Annotated in this window: 20 protein-coding genes; 3 read left to right on the forward strand and 17 right to left on the reverse strand. The window is 46.3% G+C overall.

Annotation, left to right across the window (positions count from 1 at the left end; genetic code table 11):
• The first annotated feature begins 23 nt into the window (after positions 1-23).
• Positions 24-461, forward strand: coding sequence for a MarR family winged helix-turn-helix transcriptional regulator (locus V7R88_RS07550; protein WP_027821980.1), 438 nt, complete (start codon positions 24-26; stop codon positions 459-461).
• The gene (locus tag V7R88_RS07555) at positions 458-1126 is read left to right on the forward strand and encodes a YczE/YyaS/YitT family protein (protein ID WP_057717113.1); all 669 of its coding nucleotides are present in this window, start codon (positions 458-460) and stop codon (positions 1124-1126) included. The genes V7R88_RS07550 and V7R88_RS07555 overlap by 4 nt, the downstream gene beginning before the upstream one ends.
• A 567-nt stretch (positions 1127-1693) precedes the next feature.
• Here the strand turns inward: V7R88_RS07555 and rpoD are convergent.
• The 11 genes from rpoD to rpsU form a co-directional block, all read right to left on the reverse strand.
• Complete coding sequence (gene rpoD / locus V7R88_RS07560) at positions 1694-2800, reverse strand: RNA polymerase sigma factor RpoD (RefSeq protein ID WP_003640674.1); 1107 nt, start codon at positions 2798-2800, stop codon at positions 1694-1696.
• Positions 2801-2881: 81 nt separating this feature from the next.
• Positions 2882-4765, reverse strand: coding sequence for a DNA primase (gene dnaG, locus V7R88_RS07565; RefSeq protein ID WP_057716975.1), 1884 nt, complete (start codon positions 4763-4765; stop codon positions 2882-2884).
• Positions 4766-5021: 256 nt separating this feature from the next.
• The gene (glyS, locus tag V7R88_RS07570) at positions 5022-7106 is read right to left on the reverse strand and encodes a glycine--tRNA ligase subunit beta (protein WP_057716976.1); all 2085 of its coding nucleotides are present in this window, start codon (positions 7104-7106) and stop codon (positions 5022-5024) included.
• Positions 7106-8005 carry a glycine--tRNA ligase subunit alpha gene (glyQ, locus tag V7R88_RS07575; RefSeq protein WP_003640677.1) on the reverse strand — a complete coding sequence of 300 codons (900 nt, stop codon included), beginning with the start codon at positions 8003-8005 and terminating at the stop codon, positions 7106-7108. Before glyQ ends, glyS begins: the two co-directional genes overlap by 1 nt.
• A gap of 324 nt (positions 8006-8329) precedes the next feature.
• Entirely contained in the window at positions 8330-9106 is a 777-nt protein-coding gene (gene recO, locus V7R88_RS07580) for a DNA repair protein RecO (protein WP_003644472.1), read from the reverse strand.
• 30 nt (positions 9107-9136) lie between these two features.
• Positions 9137-10045: a GTPase Era gene (era, locus tag V7R88_RS07585; protein ID WP_057716977.1), complete on the reverse strand. Its 909-nt coding sequence runs from the start codon at positions 10043-10045 to the stop codon at positions 9137-9139.
• A 40-nt stretch (positions 10046-10085) separates the two neighbouring features.
• Entirely contained in the window at positions 10086-10502 is a 417-nt protein-coding gene (locus V7R88_RS07590; RefSeq protein WP_057716978.1) for a diacylglycerol kinase family protein, read from the reverse strand.
• Positions 10486-10965, reverse strand: a complete 480-nt coding sequence (gene ybeY, locus V7R88_RS07595) for an rRNA maturation RNase YbeY (protein ID WP_057716979.1) — start codon at positions 10963-10965, stop codon at positions 10486-10488. Before ybeY ends, V7R88_RS07590 begins: the two co-directional genes overlap by 17 nt.
• Positions 10966-10974: 9 nt before the next feature.
• Positions 10975-11952 carry a PhoH family protein gene (locus V7R88_RS07600; protein WP_057716980.1) on the reverse strand — a complete coding sequence of 326 codons (978 nt, stop codon included), beginning with the start codon at positions 11950-11952 and terminating at the stop codon, positions 10975-10977.
• A gap of 333 nt (positions 11953-12285) precedes the next feature.
• Positions 12286-12729 (reverse strand): GatB/YqeY domain-containing protein, encoded by a 444-nt coding sequence (locus V7R88_RS07605; protein WP_226319647.1) that lies wholly within the window; start codon positions 12727-12729, stop codon positions 12286-12288.
• 41 nt (positions 12730-12770) lie between these two features.
• Complete coding sequence (gene rpsU, locus V7R88_RS07610) at positions 12771-12959, reverse strand: 30S ribosomal protein S21 (RefSeq protein ID WP_003638914.1); 189 nt, start codon at positions 12957-12959, stop codon at positions 12771-12773.
• Between the two features lie 232 nt (positions 12960-13191).
• On the opposite strand from rpsU, the gene V7R88_RS07615 reads away from it, so the two are divergent.
• Positions 13192-14010 carry a pyruvate, water dikinase regulatory protein gene (locus V7R88_RS07615; protein WP_054396631.1) on the forward strand — a complete coding sequence of 273 codons (819 nt, stop codon included), beginning with the start codon at positions 13192-13194 and terminating at the stop codon, positions 14008-14010.
• Between the two features lie 141 nt (positions 14011-14151).
• Here the strand turns inward: V7R88_RS07615 and V7R88_RS07620 are convergent, their stop codons facing one another.
• The 6 genes from V7R88_RS07620 to aspS all read right to left on the reverse strand — a co-directional run bounded on the left by V7R88_RS07620 (position 14152) and on the right by aspS (position 20939).
• Positions 14152-14877, reverse strand: a complete 726-nt coding sequence (locus tag V7R88_RS07620) for an SDR family oxidoreductase (RefSeq protein ID WP_072535265.1) — start codon at positions 14875-14877, stop codon at positions 14152-14154.
• Positions 14878-14933: 56 nt separating this feature from the next.
• Complete coding sequence (locus tag V7R88_RS07625; RefSeq protein ID WP_054396630.1) at positions 14934-15830, reverse strand: deoxyribonuclease IV; 897 nt, start codon at positions 15828-15830, stop codon at positions 14934-14936.
• Between the two features lie 104 nt (positions 15831-15934).
• Entirely contained in the window at positions 15935-17095 is a 1161-nt protein-coding gene (locus tag V7R88_RS07630; RefSeq protein WP_057716982.1) for a CDP-glycerol glycerophosphotransferase family protein, read from the reverse strand.
• Positions 17096-17453: 358 nt separating this feature from the next.
• On the reverse strand, positions 17454-18329 hold the full coding sequence (locus tag V7R88_RS07635; RefSeq protein WP_003640688.1) for a YitT family protein: 876 nt from the start codon (positions 18327-18329) through the stop codon (positions 17454-17456).
• A gap of 202 nt (positions 18330-18531) precedes the next feature.
• On the reverse strand, positions 18532-19062 hold the full coding sequence (gene msrA, locus V7R88_RS07640; RefSeq protein WP_057716983.1) for a peptide-methionine (S)-S-oxide reductase MsrA: 531 nt from the start codon (positions 19060-19062) through the stop codon (positions 18532-18534).
• An 80-nt stretch (positions 19063-19142) separates the two neighbouring features.
• Positions 19143-20939 (reverse strand): aspartate--tRNA ligase, encoded by a 1797-nt coding sequence (gene aspS / locus V7R88_RS07645; RefSeq protein WP_057716984.1) that lies wholly within the window; start codon positions 20937-20939, stop codon positions 19143-19145.
• Between the last annotated feature and the right edge of the window lie 13 nt (positions 20940-20952).

Consider the following 20952-nt stretch of genomic DNA (forward strand, 5'->3'; position numbering starts at 1 on the left):
TGTCCACTATTTATAAAAAAGGAGTGCTGACTATCGAGTATTTTAGTCTAACTAAATATATTGCGGGTATTTACCGCGAATCCAAAAACAGCATCAACACCCAACTACAGGCGTTGAATATTCGAGCGACCGAAAGTGACTTATTACTGGTTGTTTACGACCACCCGGCTCAAACTCAAAAGGACTTGGCTGCCAGTCTGATGCTCGATCCTAGTTTATTAGCTCGAACTGTTCGTCAACTTGAGCAACGCCAACTCGTCATCCGTTTTCGTGATCCTGCCGATCAGCGTAGTCTACGAATTAGCTTGACACCGGCTGGTGAACAAATCGCTATCGCCATTAAGAAAACGTTGATTGACTGGTGGCATGACTTCTTCGCTGCTCATCCAGAAGTCAACGAGCAAGTGTTTACGAACCAATTGCAACAAGTTTACCTAGCCTTACAAGAGAAAAGAGATTGAAATTGTCATTGAAAAAATTCATTAAACACTTTGGAGTCCTCGTAATTGGTATCCTGTGCATGTCAGCTGGCGTCGCACTCTCTAAATTATCCTTACTAGGAACGTCCCCAATTTCCAGTATTCCGAATGTCATTAGCAATATTACGGCAATTCCAATTGGCCAGTTGACAATTGCTTTTATTTTCATTTTAGTTCTACTAGAAGCCGTCGTTTTGCGCCGGCAGTTCTCCTGGCAAAACTTATTACAATTAATTCCGGGTAGCCTGTTCGGTTGGTTCATCGATGCTTTTGTGCGGTTTTTCCATAGTCTTCCTAATCAAACATACATCGAGCAACTCGGACTTGTCTTAATGGGAACGGTGCTCTTATCGTTAGGTGTCTTTTTAGAAGTCAATTCACACGCCATTATCATGCCTGGTGAAGGACTTCCGAACGCCATCACACTGATGCATCAACTCAAGTTTGCCAAAGTCAAAGTTTATAATGATTTCATTCTGATTGGCATTTCACTAGTCCTGGCACTCAGCTTTACTCATTCTTTAGCGGGGGTTCGGGAAGGTACCCTCATTGCAGCCTTTTTAACTGGGCGACTCGTAAATTTCTTTACCGAACATGCAAATCGATTTGTTGATTGGATGACACCAGCCGCTGACGCGAACAACTAATTTCCAGAATTATCAAATAAAAACACGGTCACTGGCTAGTGATCGTGTTTTTGGGCCTGTGTTCACGCCAATTCGTTAGACTGCCAGTGCCTGAATTTTTTCAGCTGCTAATGCAGGTGAACATTGGTGACTGGTAAGCCACTCAAATGGCCGCCTAACTTGGTACAATTATTTATTGAATATTTTGACCTGGCACTGCAATTAAAAACTTAAGTTATCATCGATTATCTTTAGATATTGTCCTATTAATACTGGTGAATCCGAATACCATCACGACTGAAAGTTAGCGTGGTAAGAATCCACCGAAAATTGGTGCAAGCTCAAACTGTTTCCGGTTGATCCAAGCTGGCGATTGCTGAATTCAATTACTGCTTGGAACATTAAACAAGCGTTAATGTTGTCTCAGTTGTTTTGAATCTCAGTCAGACCCGAACACGTTTCGTCAATATGGCATTAAGACGCGGGTTGCGTCTTAAATCAGTGTCCACCACGTTTTAGCAACTACATAAAAAAAACGCCTGACCAATCAGCACCTTAGCTGGTTAGTCAGACGTCATCATCTGGTGATTATTCCAAGAAATCTTTCAATTGTTTGCTACGTGATGGGTGGCGTAACTTCCGTAGCGCCTTGGCTTCGATTTGGCGAATCCGTTCACGGGTCACACCGAAGACTTTTCCAACTTCTTCCAGTGTCCGGGTCCGACCATCATCAAGTCCGAACCGTAAGCGTAAGACGTTTTCTTCCCGGTCCGTCAAGGTATCAAGGACACCTTCCAGTTGTTCTTTCAACAATTCATAAGCCGCGGCATCCGCTGGTGAAGTTGCGTCTTGGTCTTCGATGAAGTCACCTAAGTGTGAATCGTCCTCTTCACCAATTGGCGTTTCCAATGAAACGGGTTCTTGTGCGATCTTCAAGATTTCACGAACCTTTTCCGTTGGCATGTCCATTTCAGCCCCAATTTCTTCAGGAGTTGGTTCGCGCCCTAAATCTTGTAACAGTTGCCGTTGAATTCGAATTAATTTGTTAATGGTTTCGACCATGTGCACTGGAATCCGAATGGTCCGCGCTTGGTCGGCAATTGCCCGCGTAATTGCTTGGCGAATCCACCAAGTCGCGTACGTTGAGAACTTGAATCCTTTACGGTAATCAAACTTTTCAACGGCCTTCATTAGCCCCATGTTACCTTCTTGAATCAAATCAAGGAATTGCATTCCCCGACCCACGTAACGTTTGGCAATCGAAACGACCAACCGTAAGTTGGCTTCGGCTAATTCTTGCTTGGCAGATTCATCACCTTGTTCGATTCGGAGTGCTAAAGCGACTTCTTCGTCAGCCGTTAACAAGTCGACACGACCAATTTCTTTCAAATACATCCGCACGGGATCATTGATTTTAATTCCAGAAGCCGAGCCAGCGTCACTAAGTTCCTTCTTAGAAACTTTTTTGACACTTTTGACCGCTCGAGCATCAGGATCACCTTTTTCATCAACAACACTAATCCCAGCATCTTCAACCTTTTGTAATAATTTATCAATGCCACTAGCATCTAGTTTGTAAGGCGCTGCTAATTTATCTGATAATTCATCATATTGAATGCTACCAGTTTTCTTATATTCCTTAATTAATGCTTTAACGGCTTTGTCGTATTCCGTCGTTGCTTTTGCCTTTGCCATGTAGTAGCCTCCTATTTAGTATGCATCTACCAGCTGATCGGTTGCAATACCGAGCCAACCTTAAGTATATCATTTTCACGCCTAGTTATCAGCTCGTTGGACCTGCTGTTGTTGCCGATATAGGTCAATTAATGCCAACGTTAACTGCTGAACCAAATCACGATTACCGATCTGCTTGGCTGCCGTTAACTCGGCCTTCTTACTGTTGATTTGTTCTACCAGCGGCTGTTGATTCATGATTACGTTGACTAGATCAGCAATCTCCTCCTTGGAAGATTCACTGGCAACGTCCATAAATTCCAAACTCGTGACGACCGGCTGTAAATCTGAATCCGTCATAAAATCCGTAAAGTTACCCAAATCAAATTGATTATGCGTTTTAAAGTAAGCCTCCGCATACACCAAGATTTGTTGATACGAATCATGAACAAAATGAAAACCAGCAATCGCCATCACGCGTAACCAAACATCGTGGTCATTCAACAAACGGTACAGTAACAGCCGCTCTGCCTTCTCTACCCGACTTAACGGGCCGTTGTTGGTACTGCCATCCACCGTGGCCGGGGGTGGCCCTAGCGGTGCAGGTGCTGGTGGCGGAGCTACTTGCGGTTCATCCGAGCGACCACCACCGCCACGTCGAACGGCCTGCTGACCGACCAGTGATCGTAACTGTTGCTTTAAATCATCCTTATCAAGATCGAACTCCGCCACTAATTGGTTTAAATATAAATCCTGTTCGACACTAGAGGACAGTTGTGCTAATTGTTGCAAGACCGCCTGTAAATAAGTCAATTGATCGGGCGTGTTTTGCAAGTTCAAATCATGTTTTAAATACTGCATTTCAAATGCAGTGGGCGTTTGCTTACCGTCTTCAAATACTTGGACAAACTTCTCCTGCCCCTGAGCACGCAAATACTCGTCGGGATCCATCCCATCAGGCATTTGGATTACACCCAGATTAAGGCGACTGTTACCACCTAGCAATTTCAGAGCACGATCAGTCGCCTTTTGCCCCGGCATATCGCTATCGTAACAGACATATAGGGTGTCGGTAACGCGCTCAAGCATGTAAATCTGCTCATCAGTTAAGCTCGTCCCCATTGATGCGACCCCGTTCTGAATACCAGAACGATAAGCCGCAATCACATCCATAAAGCCTTCAAACAGCACCACCGACTTTTGTTGTCGAATGGGCCCCCGTGCTAAGTCAAAGTTAAATAATACCGAACGCTTGTTAAACAGCTTCGTTTCCGGACTATTTAAATACTTAGGTTCATTAGGGGATTTTTTGAGGATTCGACCTGAGAAAGCAATCACCCGCCCACTCGCGTCTTTAATCGGAAACAAGACCCGGTCAACGAAGCGATCACGTAAGTCCCCTGCTTGATTCTCAATGAACAGTCCCGACTGCCGTAGTAGTTGGTAGTCAGTCTGGTGTTCTTTAAAAAAATCTAACAAGAGCTGATTAGCAGGTGCATAGCCGATACCAAACGTTTTAATCGTCTCATCATCCAGCCCACGCTCGTGCAAGTACTTAAGCGCCGGTTCACCCAGTTCAGTATTCACTAAAATATGTTGATACATCTTAGCGCTATCCGCGTACAACTTTAACAGATCGGCTTGTTGCTGATCCTTAGGTGCGGCCGGTTGTGACTGCGCCGTATAGCTCGCCGGCAAGTCAATGTGCCCAAAATCGGCCACCTTGACGACTGCTTCCGGAAAAGACAAGTTTTCGAGATCCATAATGAAGCTGAACACGTTGCCCCCACGGCCACAGCTAAAACAGTGAAAAATCTGCTTTTGCTCATTGACCGAAAAGGACGGCGTGCGCTCTTCGTGAAAGGGACACAGGCCAAATAAATTCTTACCGGCCTTCTTCAACTGAACGTATTGTCCAATAAAATCCGCAATGTTGACTGCTGAGCGGACTTGCTCAACCTTTTCCTCGGGAATTCGATTGGCCACTTTGCCACCCCATTTCTACTAACTAAAGTCTGACAAACCAACCAAATCATTGCCGCAATCAAAAGCCGCATCACGAAACTTGGATGCGACTTTGTACGTGCAAACTTTTACAGAATATATAGTACCACAAGTTTGACAGCAGTGCAATAATAAGTTGTTCTTATTAGACACTTTTGTCAAATTTGTTTGTCGTTGAATTAAAAAAGAAGTTACAGCGTGCTTGCTGTAACTTCTCTTTATTATACATGGTCTGCGTCTATTTAACGATTAATTGGTTCAAATCACCCATCACGTTAATCATTTGGGCGATCGTTAAGAGTTGCTTCAAGTGATTATCCCGGACTTTTTCATCCTTACTCATCACCATCGTCTGTTCAAAGTAATCGACAATCAATGGTCGTAAGGTGGCCAGGGCCTTGAAACGGTCGTCCATACTCATCGCTGGGGTAAATTGCTTTTGCAATTCAAGCACAGCATCGTACAACTGTTGTTCCGCTTCATTTTCAAACAAGCTTGGATCAACGGTCAAATCACCAGTGTCCAACTTAGCTTTCGCCGTAATCCGCAATAGACGGGTAAAGGCTTCAATTGTGTCCTTGAACTGTGGATCATCTTGATGGGCATTCAACACGTCGGCTGCTTTAAACATCTCACGGATATCCTGACGACTTCCTTTGATAACCGTATCGACGATATCGTAGCGAATCTTACGGTTGTTAAACCACTGCTTGACGCGATCCGTTAAGAAATCAGCAACTGGTGCCGTTTGCTTTTCGAAGTCTAAGTTGTACGTGGCATCATGAGCCACTAATTCCTTTTGAATATCGGCTTCGAGTTGACGAATTGGGAAGTCCCAACCCTGTTCCCGTACGATCCGCACGATCCCAAATGCCTGACGACGCAAAGCAAACGGATCATTAGAGCCACTAGGCGTCAACCCAACGGCAAAGAAACTCATAATCGAATCAACCTTGTCCGCAATGGCTAATACCGCGCCGACCTTGGACTTAGGCAAGTCGCCATCAGCGCTGATTGGCATGTAATGTTCACGAATAGCTTGACCGACTGCTGGATCTTCGCCCTTCAAAACAGCATACTTGTCACCCATGACCCCTTGTAATTCAGGGAATTCACCAACCATCCCCGTCACCAAATCAAATTTATAGATTTGCGCTGCCCGGTGGAGTTGGTTCTTTTCAGTCTCAGTCAAACCAAACCGATCAGCCAAAAAGTCACTGATAACCATGACCCGTTGCATTTTCTCATACATCGTCCCGATTTTATCATGGAAGCTAACCTTTTTGAGTCGTTCCACATATTCTTGAATCGAGTGTTGTTGATCTTCATGATAGAAGAAAGCAGCATCTTCTAAGCGCGCCGTTAACACTTTCTGGTTACCTAAGGCCACGTTTTCCAAGTGATCCGTGTTCCCATTTCGAACGGAAACAAAGTGTGGTAATAAGTTATCCTCGGCATCCGTTACGTAGAAGAACCGTTGATGATCACGCATCGAAGTAATCAAGACTTCATCCGGGATCGTTAAGTATTTGGTATCAAAATCTCCAGCAAATGCAGTTGGATATTCCACCAAGTTATTAACTTCTTCCAACAGGTCTTCATTAACTTTGATTTGCCAGTCGCGTTCATTCGCCAAGGCTGCGATCTGTTCACGAATCGTCGCTTTACGTTTAGTGGCATCAGCAATGACTTGAACACTAGCTAAGTCGGCTTCATAATCCGTGGCCGTGGCGATTTCAACGTCATGACCTAAGAAACGATGGCCCCGTGAAACGCGGCCAGCCGTGACGTCCAGAATCTGAACCGGCACCACTTCGTCATCTAATAATGACACGATCCAACGAATCGGCCGGATATACTTGAAGCTGTACGTTGACCACTTCATCATCGTTGGGAAATTCATCTTGGTGATAACTTCCTTGATTCCGGCCGTTAATACTTCAGCCGCCGTCTTACCAGCCGTAAAGGTCTGAACAAAGACATATGGGGTACCCTTGATATCCTTGAAGACGATATCATCAGTTGACGCCCCTTGGCCCTTAGAAAAGCCGATTGCCGCTTTCGTCCAGTTGCCATCTGCATCCTGGGCAATCTTCTTTGCTGGCCCCCGAACTTCTTTTTTCACATCAGCCTGCTTGTCAGCTAAGCCTAACACTTGAACCGTTAACCGGCGTGGTGTTGAGAAAGCTTTAACGTCTTCAAAATCAAGCCGGGCATCCTTCAAAAACTTGACCATTCGTTCTTTAAGTTGTAACACACTCGGTGTAACGACGTGGGCCGGCATTTCTTCCAAACCAATTTCAAGTAAATAAGTTTTCGCCATTATTTCGTCTCCTCCTGTGCGTGTTTTAATAACGGGAAGCCACGTTTTTCACGTTGCGCCACGAATTCCTTGGCAATCGACTTCGCCATGTTACGGATTCGGTCTAAGTAGCCGGCCCGTTCCGTAACTGAAACCATACCGCGAGCATCCATCAAGTTGAAGGTATGACTACATTTAAGACAGTAGTCGTACGCGGGGTGAACTAAGCCGTTCTTAATTTGCCGCTTGGCTTCCTTTTCATATTCATCAAATAACATTAATAATAATTCTTCGTTGCTATCTTCAAAAGCGTACTTAGAATTTTCGAATTCTGGTTCCAAGAAGATGTCACCATACTTCACGCCATCACCCCATTCGAGGTCAAAAACGGAGTTCACATCTTGAATATAAGATGAGAGTCGTTCCAAACCATAGGTAATTTCAGAAGTAACGGGGTCAACTTCGAGGCCACCAACTTGTTGGAAGTAGGTGAATTGGCTGATTTCCATCCCGTCGAGCCAAACTTCCCAACCAACACCGGCACAACCCATTGATGGGTTTTCCCAGTTATCTTCCACGAAACGAATATCGTGTTCTAGCGGGTTAATGCCAAGTTTTTCCAAGCTTTGTAAGTATAAATCCTGCACGTTTTCTGGTGAGGGTTTCATGACTACTTGGAATTGGTGGTGTTGGTACAACCGGTTGGGGTTCTCCCCATACCGACCATCGGCAGGCCGGCGTGAAGGTTCAACGTACGCCGCGTTCCATGGTTCCGGACCGATTGCCCGTAAGAACGTGTAGGGGCTCATCGTTCCGGCCCCTTTTTCTGTATCATACGATTGCATTAACATACAACCTTGATCCGACCAAAACTTTTGCAAGGTTAAGATAATCTCTTGCACTGATAACTTTTTGCTCATTAGTATCCTCCCAAAATTAGTGACTGAACGGCTGATGGCTTTGAAACGGGGGCACCGCTATTCCCATTACTTAGCGGCACAAAAAAAGTCCCCTGTCGTCGACAATAACGACATAGGGACGATTGGTTTCGCGGTTCCACCCTACTTCTGAGTAACCTCAGCAGCTTAATTACACGGTATAAAAGCTCCGAAAGCGCCAATTAACGACTTTGACTGACCGTTTTTCACCATCACGGTCTCACTGTAAATCGAATCCGTCAACCTTCTCTCATCAACACTTAACTATTCAGTTCTCCATCATCATAGCTGATGGCCGTTCGTTTGTCAATCCTCATTCTTCCGGGGCGCCAACGGTTGGTACCAACTGCCCATCTGATCGATGAAGCGTTTAGATTTCAACCGGACGCCCACTGAGTTCTGATAGATCTCATCCAAAATCCGCCGTAACTCCGCCGCTGTCCGCGGTTTGACCTTGATCGAATGAACCTTAGCCAAATCCAACACGGAAAACTGACGTAGATAAAAGATCGCTGCTGGACTGGCATGCAAGCGGTGGGGATCCAAATGCCAGTGCTGTTGACAGAGCAAACCGCCGTAACTTTCAGAGTAATCTAGCGGTAAATCACTTCGACCACAAACCGTGCACCAGCGCAACTCTGGGGCCACCCCAAACGGTTGCAATAACTGAATTTCGACCACGTTAGCCACCAACGCGGGAGCCACATCTTGATCAATCAGTTGCAGTGCACTGGTCAATTGCTGGTACCACCGTCCCACCGGTTGATTATCTGGAAAAGCGACGTCCATTAAGTTCATGACGTACGTGGCGTAAGCGTTCAAAGCAATGTCTTGACTAATATGTTCAAGATACTGCACCGACTTGACACTATTAATGTACGAAAGACCTTGATCACGTAAATCACCAACGTATTCCCCCATCGTGAACGGCAATAACTCCGCCGCCATTTTGAAGCCACGCCGGCGCGCACCACGGATAAAAAACATTTTCTTGCCATACTCGGCAGTTAAAAACTTGATTAGCATATCGCGTTCCCGGTAATCCCGGCGAAAGAGCAATATGCCGTTAAAATTCGTGACCATTTGTTGGGCCATCTGGATCACCTAACGATTCTAATAGTCATCTTGCCGATAGCCATAGCTGGCTAGCAAGTCTTGACGATCCTTCCAGTTCTCTTGGACTTTTACCCACAGTTCAAGGTAGACTTTGTCCCCAAGTAAGTGTTCAATATCACGCCGGGCTAATGAGCCAATCTTTTTGAGCATGCTTCCGCCTTTACCGATGATGATGCCCTTTTGTGAAGACCGTTCAATAATAATCGTGGCCTGAACGTGAATTTTTTCTTCATCCTGACGTTTGATTGAATCAATCACGACCGCCGTTGAATGGGGAACTTCTTGACGAGTCAATTCAAGGACTTTTTCACGAATCAATTCAGAAATGATAAACCGCTCTGGGTGATCCGTAATTTGGTCGGACGGATAGTACTGCGGCCCTTCTGGTAATTGGCTCTTCAAGGTGGTCAGTAATTCATCAACGTTATTGCCTTCAAGCGCGGAAATTGGATAAACTTCCTTCCACGGCAAAGCGTCTTTATACTGATCCATAATTTCCAAAAGATGATCTGGATGGACTTGATCAATTTTATTAATCACCAAATAAATCGGTTGTTTAACCGTTTTAAGCCGATCGATAATAAAGTTATCTCCGGCACCACGCCGTTCGTCCGCATTGATCATAAATAGGACAGCATCCACTTCACCCAAAGTAGACAAGGCCGACTTGACCATGAAGTCGCCTAACCGACTATGCGGTTTATGAATCCCAGGGGTGTCAATGAAGACCATCTGCGTATCCGCAGTGGTATAAATCCCCTGGATACGGTTCCGCGTCGTTTGCGCTTTGTCAGACATGATGGCAACTTTTTGCCCAACGACCCGATTCAATAGTGTTGATTTACCGACATTGGGACGACCAATGATCGCCACGAAGCCGGAATGAAATGCTTGTTGTTCTGCCATAATTAATTCCTTTCAATCTTGCCTAAGCGTTACGCGCAGACTAGCGTAACCAACTGACAACTAAGTTCCAAACTTTAGGTCCAAACAACACCAACCCGACTAAGACGGCAAAGGCCGCGGCAAACACTACCGCACCCGCCGCAATGTCCTTAATTTTTTTAGCTAACGGACTGAAATTAGGCCCCGTAATCATGTCGGATAAGTTCTCTGCGATCGTGTTGTTGATCTCACATAAAATGACTAGAAAAATTGCTAATGCCAGCCACAGCCATTCGTTAACGCTCAAGTGAACCCACCAGCCAGCAAACAAGGCAACCGCCCCCAGTGCAAGGTGTGTTCGCATATTACGTTCTTCAATCACCACCGTTTTCAGCCCAGTCCACGCGTGTAGCCAGGACTGCCAAAACGAGTGATTCTTACCAACTTGTAGCCGATCTGGTCTATTTTTCGAGGCCATAAGCATCCAAAATCTGGCGTTGCAATGTAAACATTTCGGTTTCATCTGCTGGCTGAAGATGATCATACCCATTTAAATGTAAAAAGCCGTGAACAACCAAGTAGCCTAGCTCACGGGCCTCCGAATGATGCAAAAAGGTGGCTTGTTCACTAACTTTATCAACTGATATCATAATATCCCCAAGGTTTAGCGGCATTTCCGCCGCCATCTCTGGATCCATCACGATCAGATCGTCCTCGTCATCGTCGTGCATCGCAAAGCTAATGACATCGGTTGGCCGATCGACGCCCCGATACCGCTCGTTGATTTTTTGAATTGCATCGTTATTCATCAGGGTCACCGAGACCTCGGTATCATCCCGTAACTTCAATGTCTGACCAGCAAGATCAATTAAGTCCCGGATCAATTGCAACTGTTCTGGCTGCGCGCCCGCCGTGGTTTGGTCGTATAATTCTAAATCCATAAGTGCCCCCTAGCGTTGTTCCACACGATCGTACGCCGTAATAATCTTGGCAACGACCGGATTTCTGACCACATCATCCGCCGTAAACTTAACGAACGCGACATTGCTAATACCGCCCAAAATCTGTTCGGCTTGAATCAAGCCACTCTTAGTATGGTGTGGTAAATCAATTTGTGAGATATCACCATTAACAATCATTTTGGCGCCAAAACCTAACCGCGTCAAAAACATCTTCATCTGGGCATTCGTCGTATTCTGGGCTTCATCCAAGATAACGAAGGCGTGGTCAAGCGTCCGCCCCCGCATATAGGCGAGCGGTGCAATTTCGATAATGCCACGATCCATTAACCGCTGCGTGTGTTCAGCGCCATAAATATCATACAACGCATCATAAATTGGCCGCAGATACGGATCGACTTTTTCTTTTAAATCACCGGGTAAGAACCCGAGACTTTCACCAGCTTCGACCGCTGGCCGCGTCAGAATCAATTTCTCGACATCGCCCCGTTTTAGGGCGGCAATTGCCATCACAACGGCAAGGTAGGTCTTCCCAGTTCCAGCTGGGCCAATACCAAACGTAATGTCACTTTTGGCCACGGCCTGCACATACTGCCGCTGACCAAAGTTCTTGACCCGAATGGGGCGTCCACGATTGTCCTTAATTAAGGTCTCTGAATAGAGGTCTTTAAAGTAGTTTAAAGTCCCCCGGTTGACCATCTTAATGGCGCTGATAACATCCGGCGCCCCAATCTGAATACCTTGCTTAATTAAACTCGTTAAATTATCTAGTACTGCTTGCGTATTATGAACAGCGACTTCGTCATCGCTACTGATCGTCATTTGATCCCCAAACACGTGCAACTGCACGTGTAACCCATCTTCAAGCAAAGCTAAATGAGCGTCTTCTGGTCCTAATAATGCAACTGACTGGGCCGGATCGGCAATGAGAAATTTTTGTTCATATTTTGAGTTTTCGGTCAAAAACATGGACTCCTTTATTGACAGATTTGATCACCATCATTTGATGATGGTGCCCGCAATTAGCGTGATAACCACGCTGATTTCAGCAGGTATTTGTTAGTTAATCATAGCATAAAAGCCCCCATCGAACCAGTACAAGGACGCCTCCGCATTCGCCAGCGAGGTGACAAGCACTATTTTCTTTCTTTTGCTTAAATCGTCGGCGAGTCAACCAGTGCAGCGTTTCAGCACTGAGCGCATATCCGTCAGTCGGTGTCAGTCAATTTGAAGCCGTCAGTCGTACACTGTTGCCAGTCTAAAAGCACAAAAAAACCGGAGAAAAATTTCTCCGGTTAACCGTTAATTCAATAATGATTTAACTGTTTGGTTGATCAGCTTGCCATCCGCCTGACCTTTAAGTTTGGGCATCACGGCACCCATCACTTTGCCAAAGTCACCTTTACCGGTAGCTCCGACTTGTTGAATGGTGTCAGCAACAATCTGTTGAACTTCTTCGTCCGACAATTGTTTTGGCATGTACTGCTCAACAATTGTAATTTCTGCTTTAACGCCGTCAACTAAATCTTGACGACCCGCATTTTCGAATTCACTTAATGATTCGCGCCGTTGTTTCAGTTCACGTGAGAGCACGCTTACTTCCTCATCAGCTGTTAAATCATGGCCAACATTAATTTGTTCATTCATTAATGCTGACTTAAGCATCCGTATAACGCTGAGGGCTTGCTTATCGCGCGCCTTCATCGCAGCTTTTAGATCACCATTGAGTGTATCAATTAAACTCATTGGTTTTCCCTCCTCGTTAGGTCATTAGTAATCAATACTAATTACTTGAAACGACGACGGTTCTTACGCTTACGTGCTGCTTCAGATTTTAACTTCTTCTTCACACTTGGTTTTTCGTAGAATTCCCGTTTGCGGTATTCTTGTAAAGTACCACTCTTTGAAACGGTACGCTTAAAGCGACGAAGAGCATCATCAAGAGATTCGTTTTTACGAACGACTGTTTTTGCCATGTTAAATTCCCTCCCTCCGAGCTCAAAAAGTAACCGTTAAATTATGCATACTTACACATAACGCAACTGTTCTAGTAAATTATACATAAATTGAAAAAGGCCGTCAACCAAAGTTTACAATTTCCTTAAAATAAATCGCGAAAAGCGACGCCAGTTCGGACAGTAAATCGTTTTCATCCCCCGCCAGCTATGCTACACTAAGACTATTATCGAACCGAAATGAGGTTATTCTATGTCAGCAATTAAAGTCTTTATCTTATCTGATTCCATCGGTGAAACGGCTCATAATGTGGCTCTGGCCGCTGCCGCACAATTCTCCGACTATGACATTCGCTATCAGCGCTTCCCGTTCGTCCGCACCGACTCCCTGCTTCAGACGGTTTTGGCGCAGGCATTGAAAGAACACGCCGCCATCTTTCACACGTTTGTCGATCGTCGGCTCAGTAAGATCGTTAATCAATTTTGTGAAGCGCACGACCTGCCGTATTACGACGTCATCACACCCGCGCTAGATACTTTTTCACAGATTACGCACGTCCAACCGTCCAATCACCCTGGTACCGTACATGCGTTAAATACTAACTACTTCGACCGGATCAACGCAATCGAATTTGCGGTCACCTACGATGATGGCAAGAATCCAAGTGGCTTTTTAGAGGCCGACGTGGTCTTACTGGGTGTCTCACGGACCTCGAAGACCCCCTTGTCACTCTACTTAGCGAACCGGAACCTGAAAGTCGCTAACTTGCCACTAGTACCACAGGCTCAAATTCCTGATGAAATTTGGAAAGTTGATCCAAAAAAGATTTTTGGCCTAACTAACGATCCTGAAAAGTTAAACGATATTCGCCGGCAACGGATGGTCCAATATGGGCTCAATCCCGACACCATGTATTCCAACACGGATAAAATTAAAGCCGAGCTGGAATACGCTGACAAGATTTTTAAGAAGATTGGTTGCTTAGTCATCAATGTTGCGAATAAGTCCATTGAAGAAACCGCCACTTTGATTACGGAAAGTCTCAATACTGACGAAACCAACAATGACTAGGGTCACAGGTTCCCAACTCAGCGGCGCTTCCTAGGGGTTCCAGTCAGCTAGCGCGTGCCACCGTTCACCGGTCAGCACGCGTTTTTTTGTGTCATTTTTTCTTATCATGATGGGAGGGATACGGATCACCAGACGTACCACTTACACGAGCTCGACACCACCGTCGACGTGCAGCACTTGTCCAGTTATAAACTCATTTTGCATCAAATAAACATACGCCGATGCCACTTCAGCTGGCGTTGCCACGCGTTTCAAGGGATTACTAGCACTGACGGCCGCGGTCTGTTCCGTCAATTGGGCGTTTGATAGTTGACGCCAGAGACCAGTCGGCGTCCAAGTCGGTGCAACAGCGTTGACGCGATAGTCCGGGGCCAACTCGACGGCCAGTCCAGCGACCATCGTATTAATGGCTTGATTACCAACGATTGCTCCGGAAGCGTTATCTGGTCGACCCCCAGCACCCGACGTAAAAATTAGTGAGCCGTGTTGATTAAGATGGTCGCTGGCCAGCTGGGCCACTTGCAGATTGGCAAAAAACTTATCTTCGATCGTCTCTCGAATCGCCGCGACCGAATTGTCCAAGAACCCGCCACCCATAGCACCACCTAACATTGAGACGACGTGGTCAAATGCGGGTTGCGCGGCAAAAAATGCTTTTAGCTGCGTCGGGTCCTGTGCATCTAACGCCGTACCTGTTAGGTGGTCTGACGCACCTAATTGCGTCATGGCCGCGCTCACGTGTGCAGCCGTATGACCGATAATCTGAACGTTAGCGCCTTCCTGTAAGGCTTGGCCGGCAATCGCTAGACCGAAGCCCGAAGTACCGCCAATCACTAATAACCGCTGTTGACTCAATTGCATGTGAATCTTCCTCCTTTAAACTAAAAAACGATAACCGGCTAGCGATTATCGTTCAATTCTCATTAACGTTGTTGTTCAATATCTTCAATCAGATGCGTGTTAAACTCCCCAGCCCGGAGCATGGCAATCTCATACTTGTAAGGTGGCAATTGATGTTTCTTATCTTCCCCAACATACGGCGTTTCCAAAATCTTGCTGATGTCTGGTAGTTGTGGATGATGAGCGACCTTATTCAAGGCATCAAAGCCAATCGTTCCCATGCCGATATTCGTGTGCCGGTCCTTGTGCGCACCTTGAGGGTTCTTAGAATCATTGAGATGGACTACCTTCAAACGATCCAACCCAATCACGTGGTCAAATTCATTCAGGACACCATCGAAATCATCCTTAATCGCGTAACCGGCATCACTCGTATGACAAGTATCAAAGGTAACCGATAACTTTTCATTATAAGTCACACCGTCGATCATCTGTGCGAGTTCTTCAAACGTCCGGCCAACTTCAGTTCCTTTGCCGGCCATCGTTTCCAACGCAATTTGAACGTGCTGTTCGGGCCGGATGACCGCGTTCAGCCCCTTGACGATCTGTGCAATCGCAACATCCGCCCCGGCACCAATATGTGCCCCCGGATGTAATGTCAATTGCGTCGCACCAACGGCATCTGCGCGTTGAATTTCTTGATAGAGAAAGTCGGTTGCAAACTCAAAATAGCCTGGTTTTTTCGTGTTACCTAAATTAATGATATACGGCGCGTGTACGACGATCTGACGCAGATCATTGGCCTCGATTATCGGCTGTGCTTCATCAATCTTCAGCTCGTCGATTGGTTTACGCCGTGTATTTTGTGGTGCGCCCGTATAAATCATAAACGTATTGGCACCGTAGCCGGCCGCCTCATTGGCAGATCCAAGCAACATATTGGGTGCCTTCATCGAAACATGTGAACCTAGTCTAAGCATTGTTAGTCCCATCCTTTTCGCGAGATTACTACTTCCTATCATACCTTAAAGTTGCCTGGTGTCGGCATAACCACTCATTATCAAAACAAGTCCGGCACGTGATCTTAATTCGCTGCAGTCACCCGTGGGTAAAAGTACGCCAAGGTCCGCTCGATCGCATGACCGTCATTACGCGTGTTCCATAACTGGTTGAACCGAGCCAATTGTAACGGCGTGCTTGGCATTGCTAAGACGTGATTCAAGTCCACTATCGTCTGGACTAATGGTCCTGGCGCCCAGTCCTTAAAATCAGCTTGCAGGCCCACTTCTTGTTTATAGCGGTCCCAATCAAAAACATAAAAAATGATTTTTTGACAATTCGGTAACAGCGCGTAGTCAAACACGACTGATGAATAGTCAGTGATCAAGGTATTAGCGACCGTCAACAATTCATCAGTACTGAACTCCGGCACCAACGTCACGAGATCCGGGTAACGAGCCTGCAAATCACGTTCCTGCTCGGCCAAATGGGGATGTAACTTGATAATCAAGTGTTGATCAGGCCGTAACTTTAATTGCTTGAAATCAGCTGGCAACGTAAATTGAACACCGGCGCGATAAGTTGGCGCATATAAAATAACTTGCTGTTGTTTGAACACTGGATATTTCTGATAAATGGCCGTCGCGGTTCGCGTCACCCAGTCGGACTCACAATATCGATCCGAACGAGGATATCCCAAGACGCGCATCCGCGTCTGGGAGACGTGGTAACTGTCGGCAAAAATCGTCCCCATCTTCTCGGAAGCAACCACGTAATCAGTAATCTGATCATACACGGTCTGAAACCGACGGCGGTCATCTGCGGGCCGCTGTGCCGTCTGTGGATCACCCCAGCCGAATGTTTTGACCGCCCCGGCAGCATGCCAGAGTTGAATCAGTCGTTGCGGGGCCGACCGCGTCAAGCCTGCGGTAAAACCGTAATAATTATCAAGATAGACGTCCGCTGCTCGGGTAATGACGGGGATTCCCGTCAAGGCAAATCGAACCGAATCATGAAACGGCCGTGTCGCAATGCCCGCCCGTACCAGTTGTGCTGCCCCGGTGGCCGCACTCGGCAAGTAATAAACAGTCAAGCGCCCGGGAACGCGCTGGTTCAACTGCTGAATAAAATCCAAATTATCCGCAAAACTCATCAGATAAATCACCTGATCACTGGTGCCAAAGTGCGCCAACCACGATATGATCCGCACCAGCCAGACATAAATTACTTTCTTCATCCTGGCCATCCTTTCATTTCATCATTGATTATTAGTAAAAAGTATGCTATGCGTCATGACCCGGAACAGCCAACTCCAGCACGCCGGAAGAAGTCCAGATCAGCATGTACTTGCTGGGTTTGTTGATTCTCGTCTGTGCGATTTGCCGTGCGTCCCCACCGGCTTTATTAGATTTCGGTCAACTGGTATGAGCTTGTGACCGACTCCTAACACAATGCTTGTATTATATAACAGATGTCCACCCTTCTGCTAGTTGTGTCGCCATTAATAGTAGTAGGTAAGTCGCCCCGGGACGCCTGACTAAAAAAGTGTTTGCAAACAAGTCTCGAAAGCCCTGTCTGCAAACACTTTTGATCTGATCATTTCATCAAGGCTTCGGCTCATAAAAGTGGCCGAGAATCTTGACCGTGTCCGAAATGCTGACGAAAGCGTGTGGATCCGATTCGGCCATCGCCGCCTTCAATTCGCCCATTTCGTAACGCGTGATGACTGTGAATAAAATCGTTTTGTCATCATGTTGATAGGCACCTTCAGCGTTGTGCACAATGGTAACGCCGCGCCGTATCCGATTTTGAACGCTATCGATCACCGTTTTAGGGCGGCTCGTTATAATCATCACTTGCATCTTCTGTTGGCGCGTATACGTCATATCCATGACCCGACCATTTACAAACAAGCCGAGTGCGGAATAGAAGGCATATGGCCACCCGTAAACAAAGCCGGCCGCAATGACAATGATCGAGTTGAACGCCATGTTGATCGTCCCGATACTCCGACCCGTTTTACGACGCAACACAATGCCGATGATATCAAGGCCACCGGTTGAAATCCCGTTTTTCAGGGCCGTTCCAGTCCCAAAGCCATTAACCGCACCCCCAAAGATCGCACAAATGATGGGGTCATGGGTCAAGCCAACTGGGGCAATCAGTTTAATCATAATACTAGACAGCGTAACGGCTAAGAACGTATACAGCGTAAATTTATGCCCAATCGAACGCCAGGCAATAATGAACATTGGGACGTTCAAAATAAACAGTAACGCCGCCGTTGAAATCTGAACAGGAAGAAACTTGCTCATCAAACTATTGATCAACTGCGCGAGCCCAGTAATCCCTGAGGAATAAATATGACCCGGCGTCCAGAAATAGTTCATAGCAATGGAAACTAAAATGGCGTATATAAAAGCAGTTGACGCTTTCACAACATCACGATGGTGTTTGGATAACTGCTGAAAATCATCCATGAATTAAGTGTGCTCCTTTACGTTTTCGCTTTCGTTATTGTAACACGCCGATTTGCAAACGGCCGGTCTTTTGCAGTATTCTGCTAAAAGTCTCACGTTTCTCAGCAAACTCCCATTAATCAATCCGACTAAATTCCAGAACGAGCCCCGCTACGATAGTTATTGTTAGATCACACCTATCGCGATGACCAGCAACTCACGCTTAGTCCACTTTCGGCGCATCCGCCCACTGTGCAGCGATAAAATCAGCGCGACCGCCCGCTTCTTGTTCCGCGAAAACTACCGGATTATTTTTATAAAAACGTTGATGGCGTGCCTCGGCCGGATAAAATGGTTTGGCATCCTCAATCGCCGTGACGATTGGCTTGCTAAACCGTTCGCTCGCTTGCAATGCCCGCTTGGACGCTTCGGCGATTCGACGTTGTTTGGGGCCGTTCACAAAAATGACTGGCCGATAATTGTCCCCGCGATCTTGAAATTGTCCCATGGCATCGGTCGGGTCCGTTTGATGCCAGTAAATATTGACTAATTCGGCGTAACTAATGATATCGGGATCAAACGTGATTTTGACGGCTTCCGTATGCCCCGTCGTATGTGCCTTGACGGCTTCGTAAGTGGGATTTTCCGTGTGACCACCGGTATAACCCGAGACGACACTATCGATTCCGGGTTGACTGTCAAAAGGTTGAACCATGCACCAAAAACATCCGCCCGCAAAAATTGCTGTTTCCATGAGAATTCCTCCAATTAAATGTTAATATAAATTTAACACTAATTAAAAAGAACGTCCATTCCTGGACGCTCTTAATATTTTTATTCGGTTGGTTCATCATCCGTTACGGGATTGGTAATATTCAAGTCCAAATCAGCTAATTGCTGGTCAGAAACCCGCGATGGTGCATTAGTCATTGGTTCTGACGCCTTAGAATTCTTAGGGAAGGCAATCACTTCACGAATGTTGTCGTTACCTGACAACAACATTGCGAACCGGTCTAACCCGATTGCCAAGCCACCATGAGGCGGAAAGCCCATGTCAAGGGCATCCAGCAAGAACCCAAATTGTTCTTGGGCGCGTTCCTTAGTGAAGTCCAATGCCTTGAACATCTTTTCTTGTAATTCGCGGGTATGGATCCGGATCGACCCGCCCCCGAGTTCATAACCATTCAAGATGATATCATAGGATTGGGCATGAGCTTTGTGTGGATCTTCGCCATCATTCAAGTAATGCACATCTTCTTCATTCGGCATTGTGAATGGGTGGTGGGCTGGTACCCAGCGCTCGATACCTTCATCATATTCAAACAATGGCCAGTCAACGACCCATAGGTAAGCGTATTGATCTTGATCAATCAAGTCAAGTTCCTTAGCAATCGCTGTCCGTAAGTACCCCAGCGTGTCAGAAACTACCTTGAAACTGTCAGCAGCAAACAATAATAAGTCGCCTGGTTTAGCAGCAGCCGCACTCGTAATGGCTTCAAAGTCACCATCGTTCTTGAAGAATTTCGCAACCGGACCACTAAAGCCGTCGTCTGTGACCTTCATCCAAGCTAAGCCCTTCGCCCCAAACCGTTTGACGTACTCCGTGTACGCATCGATTTGTTTTCTGGAGTATTTGTCAGCACCGCCAGGAACTGCGATCGCCTTGACCAGGCCACCATTAGCGAGTGCATTATCAAAGACTTTAAAGCCAGCCTTAGAAACGGCCGCGCCCATGTCTTTGAGTTCCATACCAAAGCGCACATCCGGCTTTTCAGAACCAAAACGGTCCATAGCTTCTTGCCAAGTCATCCGCGTAAACGGCGTCTTGATGTCAACACCCTTAACGTCCTTCATGACTTGCTTGATCAAGCCTTCAGTATAGGACTGAATTTCTTCAGCCGTTAAGAAGGACGTTTCCATATCAATCTGGGTAAATTCAGGTTGACGGTCACCCCGCAAATCTTCATCACGGAAACAGCGCGCAATTTGATAGTAGCGATCAAAACCGGCCCCCATCAGCAATTGCTTAAAGAGTTGTGGTGATTGTGGTAACGCGTAAAAATGCCCTTGATAGACCCGTGAAGGCACTAAGTAATCCCGGGCCCCTTCTGGCGTCGACTTCGTTAAGAACGGCGTTTCAATATCGTAGAACCCGTTGGCATCAAAATAGCTATGAACTGCTTGGGTGATGCCATTACGGATCTTCAATCCACGTTGCATTTCTGGCCGCCGCAAGTCCAAGTAACGGTACTTCAAGCGCAATTCATCTGATACGTTAATGTCATCTTGAATATAAAATGGCGGGGTTTTCGCCTTATTTAAGATTTTGGCATCGTGAATTTCAACTTCAACTTTACCCGTCTTCATCCGGTCGTTAACAGCGTCAGCATTCCGATTAACAACGGTTCCTTGCACTTCAATGACGTATTCGCCCCGTAACTGATCCGCTACCGCCAAAGCATCCGCTGAAAATTCCTGACTAAAGACTAATTGCACAATTCCTTCACGGTCCCGTAAATCAATAAAAATCAAACTCCCAAGGTCGCGGCGTTTTTGTACCCAACCTTGTAAAGTGACCGTTTGGCCTAAATAATCCTCATTGATGAGACCCGCATATGTGGTCCGTTTCATAAACGCTTCCTCC

Origin of the sequence: Lactiplantibacillus argentoratensis, assembly GCF_037290055.1 — a bacterium.
In the GTDB taxonomy this organism is placed as follows: Bacteria; Bacillota; Bacilli; order Lactobacillales; family Lactobacillaceae; genus Lactiplantibacillus; species Lactiplantibacillus plantarum.

Bases quoted from the DNA above. Each gene is read 5' to 3' on its own strand.
- V7R88_RS07625 (WP_054396630.1), bottom strand. From the start codon at position 15,830: ATGCTTAGACTAGGTTCACATGTTTCGATGAAGGCACCCAATATGTTG.
- V7R88_RS07630 (WP_057716982.1), bottom strand. From the start codon at position 17,095: ATGGCCAGGATGAAGAAAGTAATTTATGTCTGGCTGGTGCGGATCATA.
- V7R88_RS07635 (WP_003640688.1), bottom strand. From the start codon at position 18,329: ATGGATGATTTTCAGCAGTTATCCAAACACCATCGTGATGTTGTGAAA.
- aspS (WP_057716984.1), bottom strand. From the start codon at position 20,939: ATGAAACGGACCACATATGCGGGTCTCATCAATGAGGATTATTTAGGC.
- ybeY (WP_057716979.1), bottom strand. From the start codon at position 10,965: ATGGATTTAGAATTATACGACCAAACCACGGCGGGCGCGCAGCCAGAA.
- rpsU (WP_003638914.1), bottom strand. From the start codon at position 12,959: ATGGCAAAAACAGTCGTTCGTAAAAACGAATCTCTTGATGATGCTCTT.
- era (WP_057716977.1), bottom strand. From the start codon at position 10,045: ATGGCAGAACAACAAGCATTTCATTCCGGCTTCGTGGCGATCATTGGT.
- recO (WP_003644472.1), bottom strand. From the start codon at position 9,106: ATGGTCACGAATTTTAACGGCATATTGCTCTTTCGCCGGGATTACCGG.
- msrA (WP_057716983.1), bottom strand. From the start codon at position 19,062: ATGGAAACAGCAATTTTTGCGGGCGGATGTTTTTGGTGCATGGTTCAA.
- V7R88_RS07605 (WP_226319647.1), bottom strand. From the start codon at position 12,729: ATGAGTTTAATTGATACACTCAATGGTGATCTAAAAGCTGCGATGAAG.
- V7R88_RS07600 (WP_057716980.1), bottom strand. From the start codon at position 11,952: ATGTTTTTGACCGAAAACTCAAAATATGAACAAAAATTTCTCATTGCC.
- glyQ (WP_003640677.1), bottom strand. From the start codon at position 8,005: ATGAGCAAAAAGTTATCAGTGCAAGAGATTATCTTAACCTTGCAAAAG.
- V7R88_RS07615 (WP_054396631.1), top strand. From the start codon at position 13,192: ATGTCAGCAATTAAAGTCTTTATCTTATCTGATTCCATCGGTGAAACG.
- glyS (WP_057716976.1), bottom strand. From the start codon at position 7,106: ATGGCGAAAACTTATTTACTTGAAATTGGTTTGGAAGAAATGCCGGCC.
- V7R88_RS07590 (WP_057716978.1), bottom strand. From the start codon at position 10,502: ATGGCCTCGAAAAATAGACCAGATCGGCTACAAGTTGGTAAGAATCAC.
- rpoD (WP_003640674.1), bottom strand. From the start codon at position 2,800: ATGGCAAAGGCAAAAGCAACGACGGAATACGACAAAGCCGTTAAAGCA.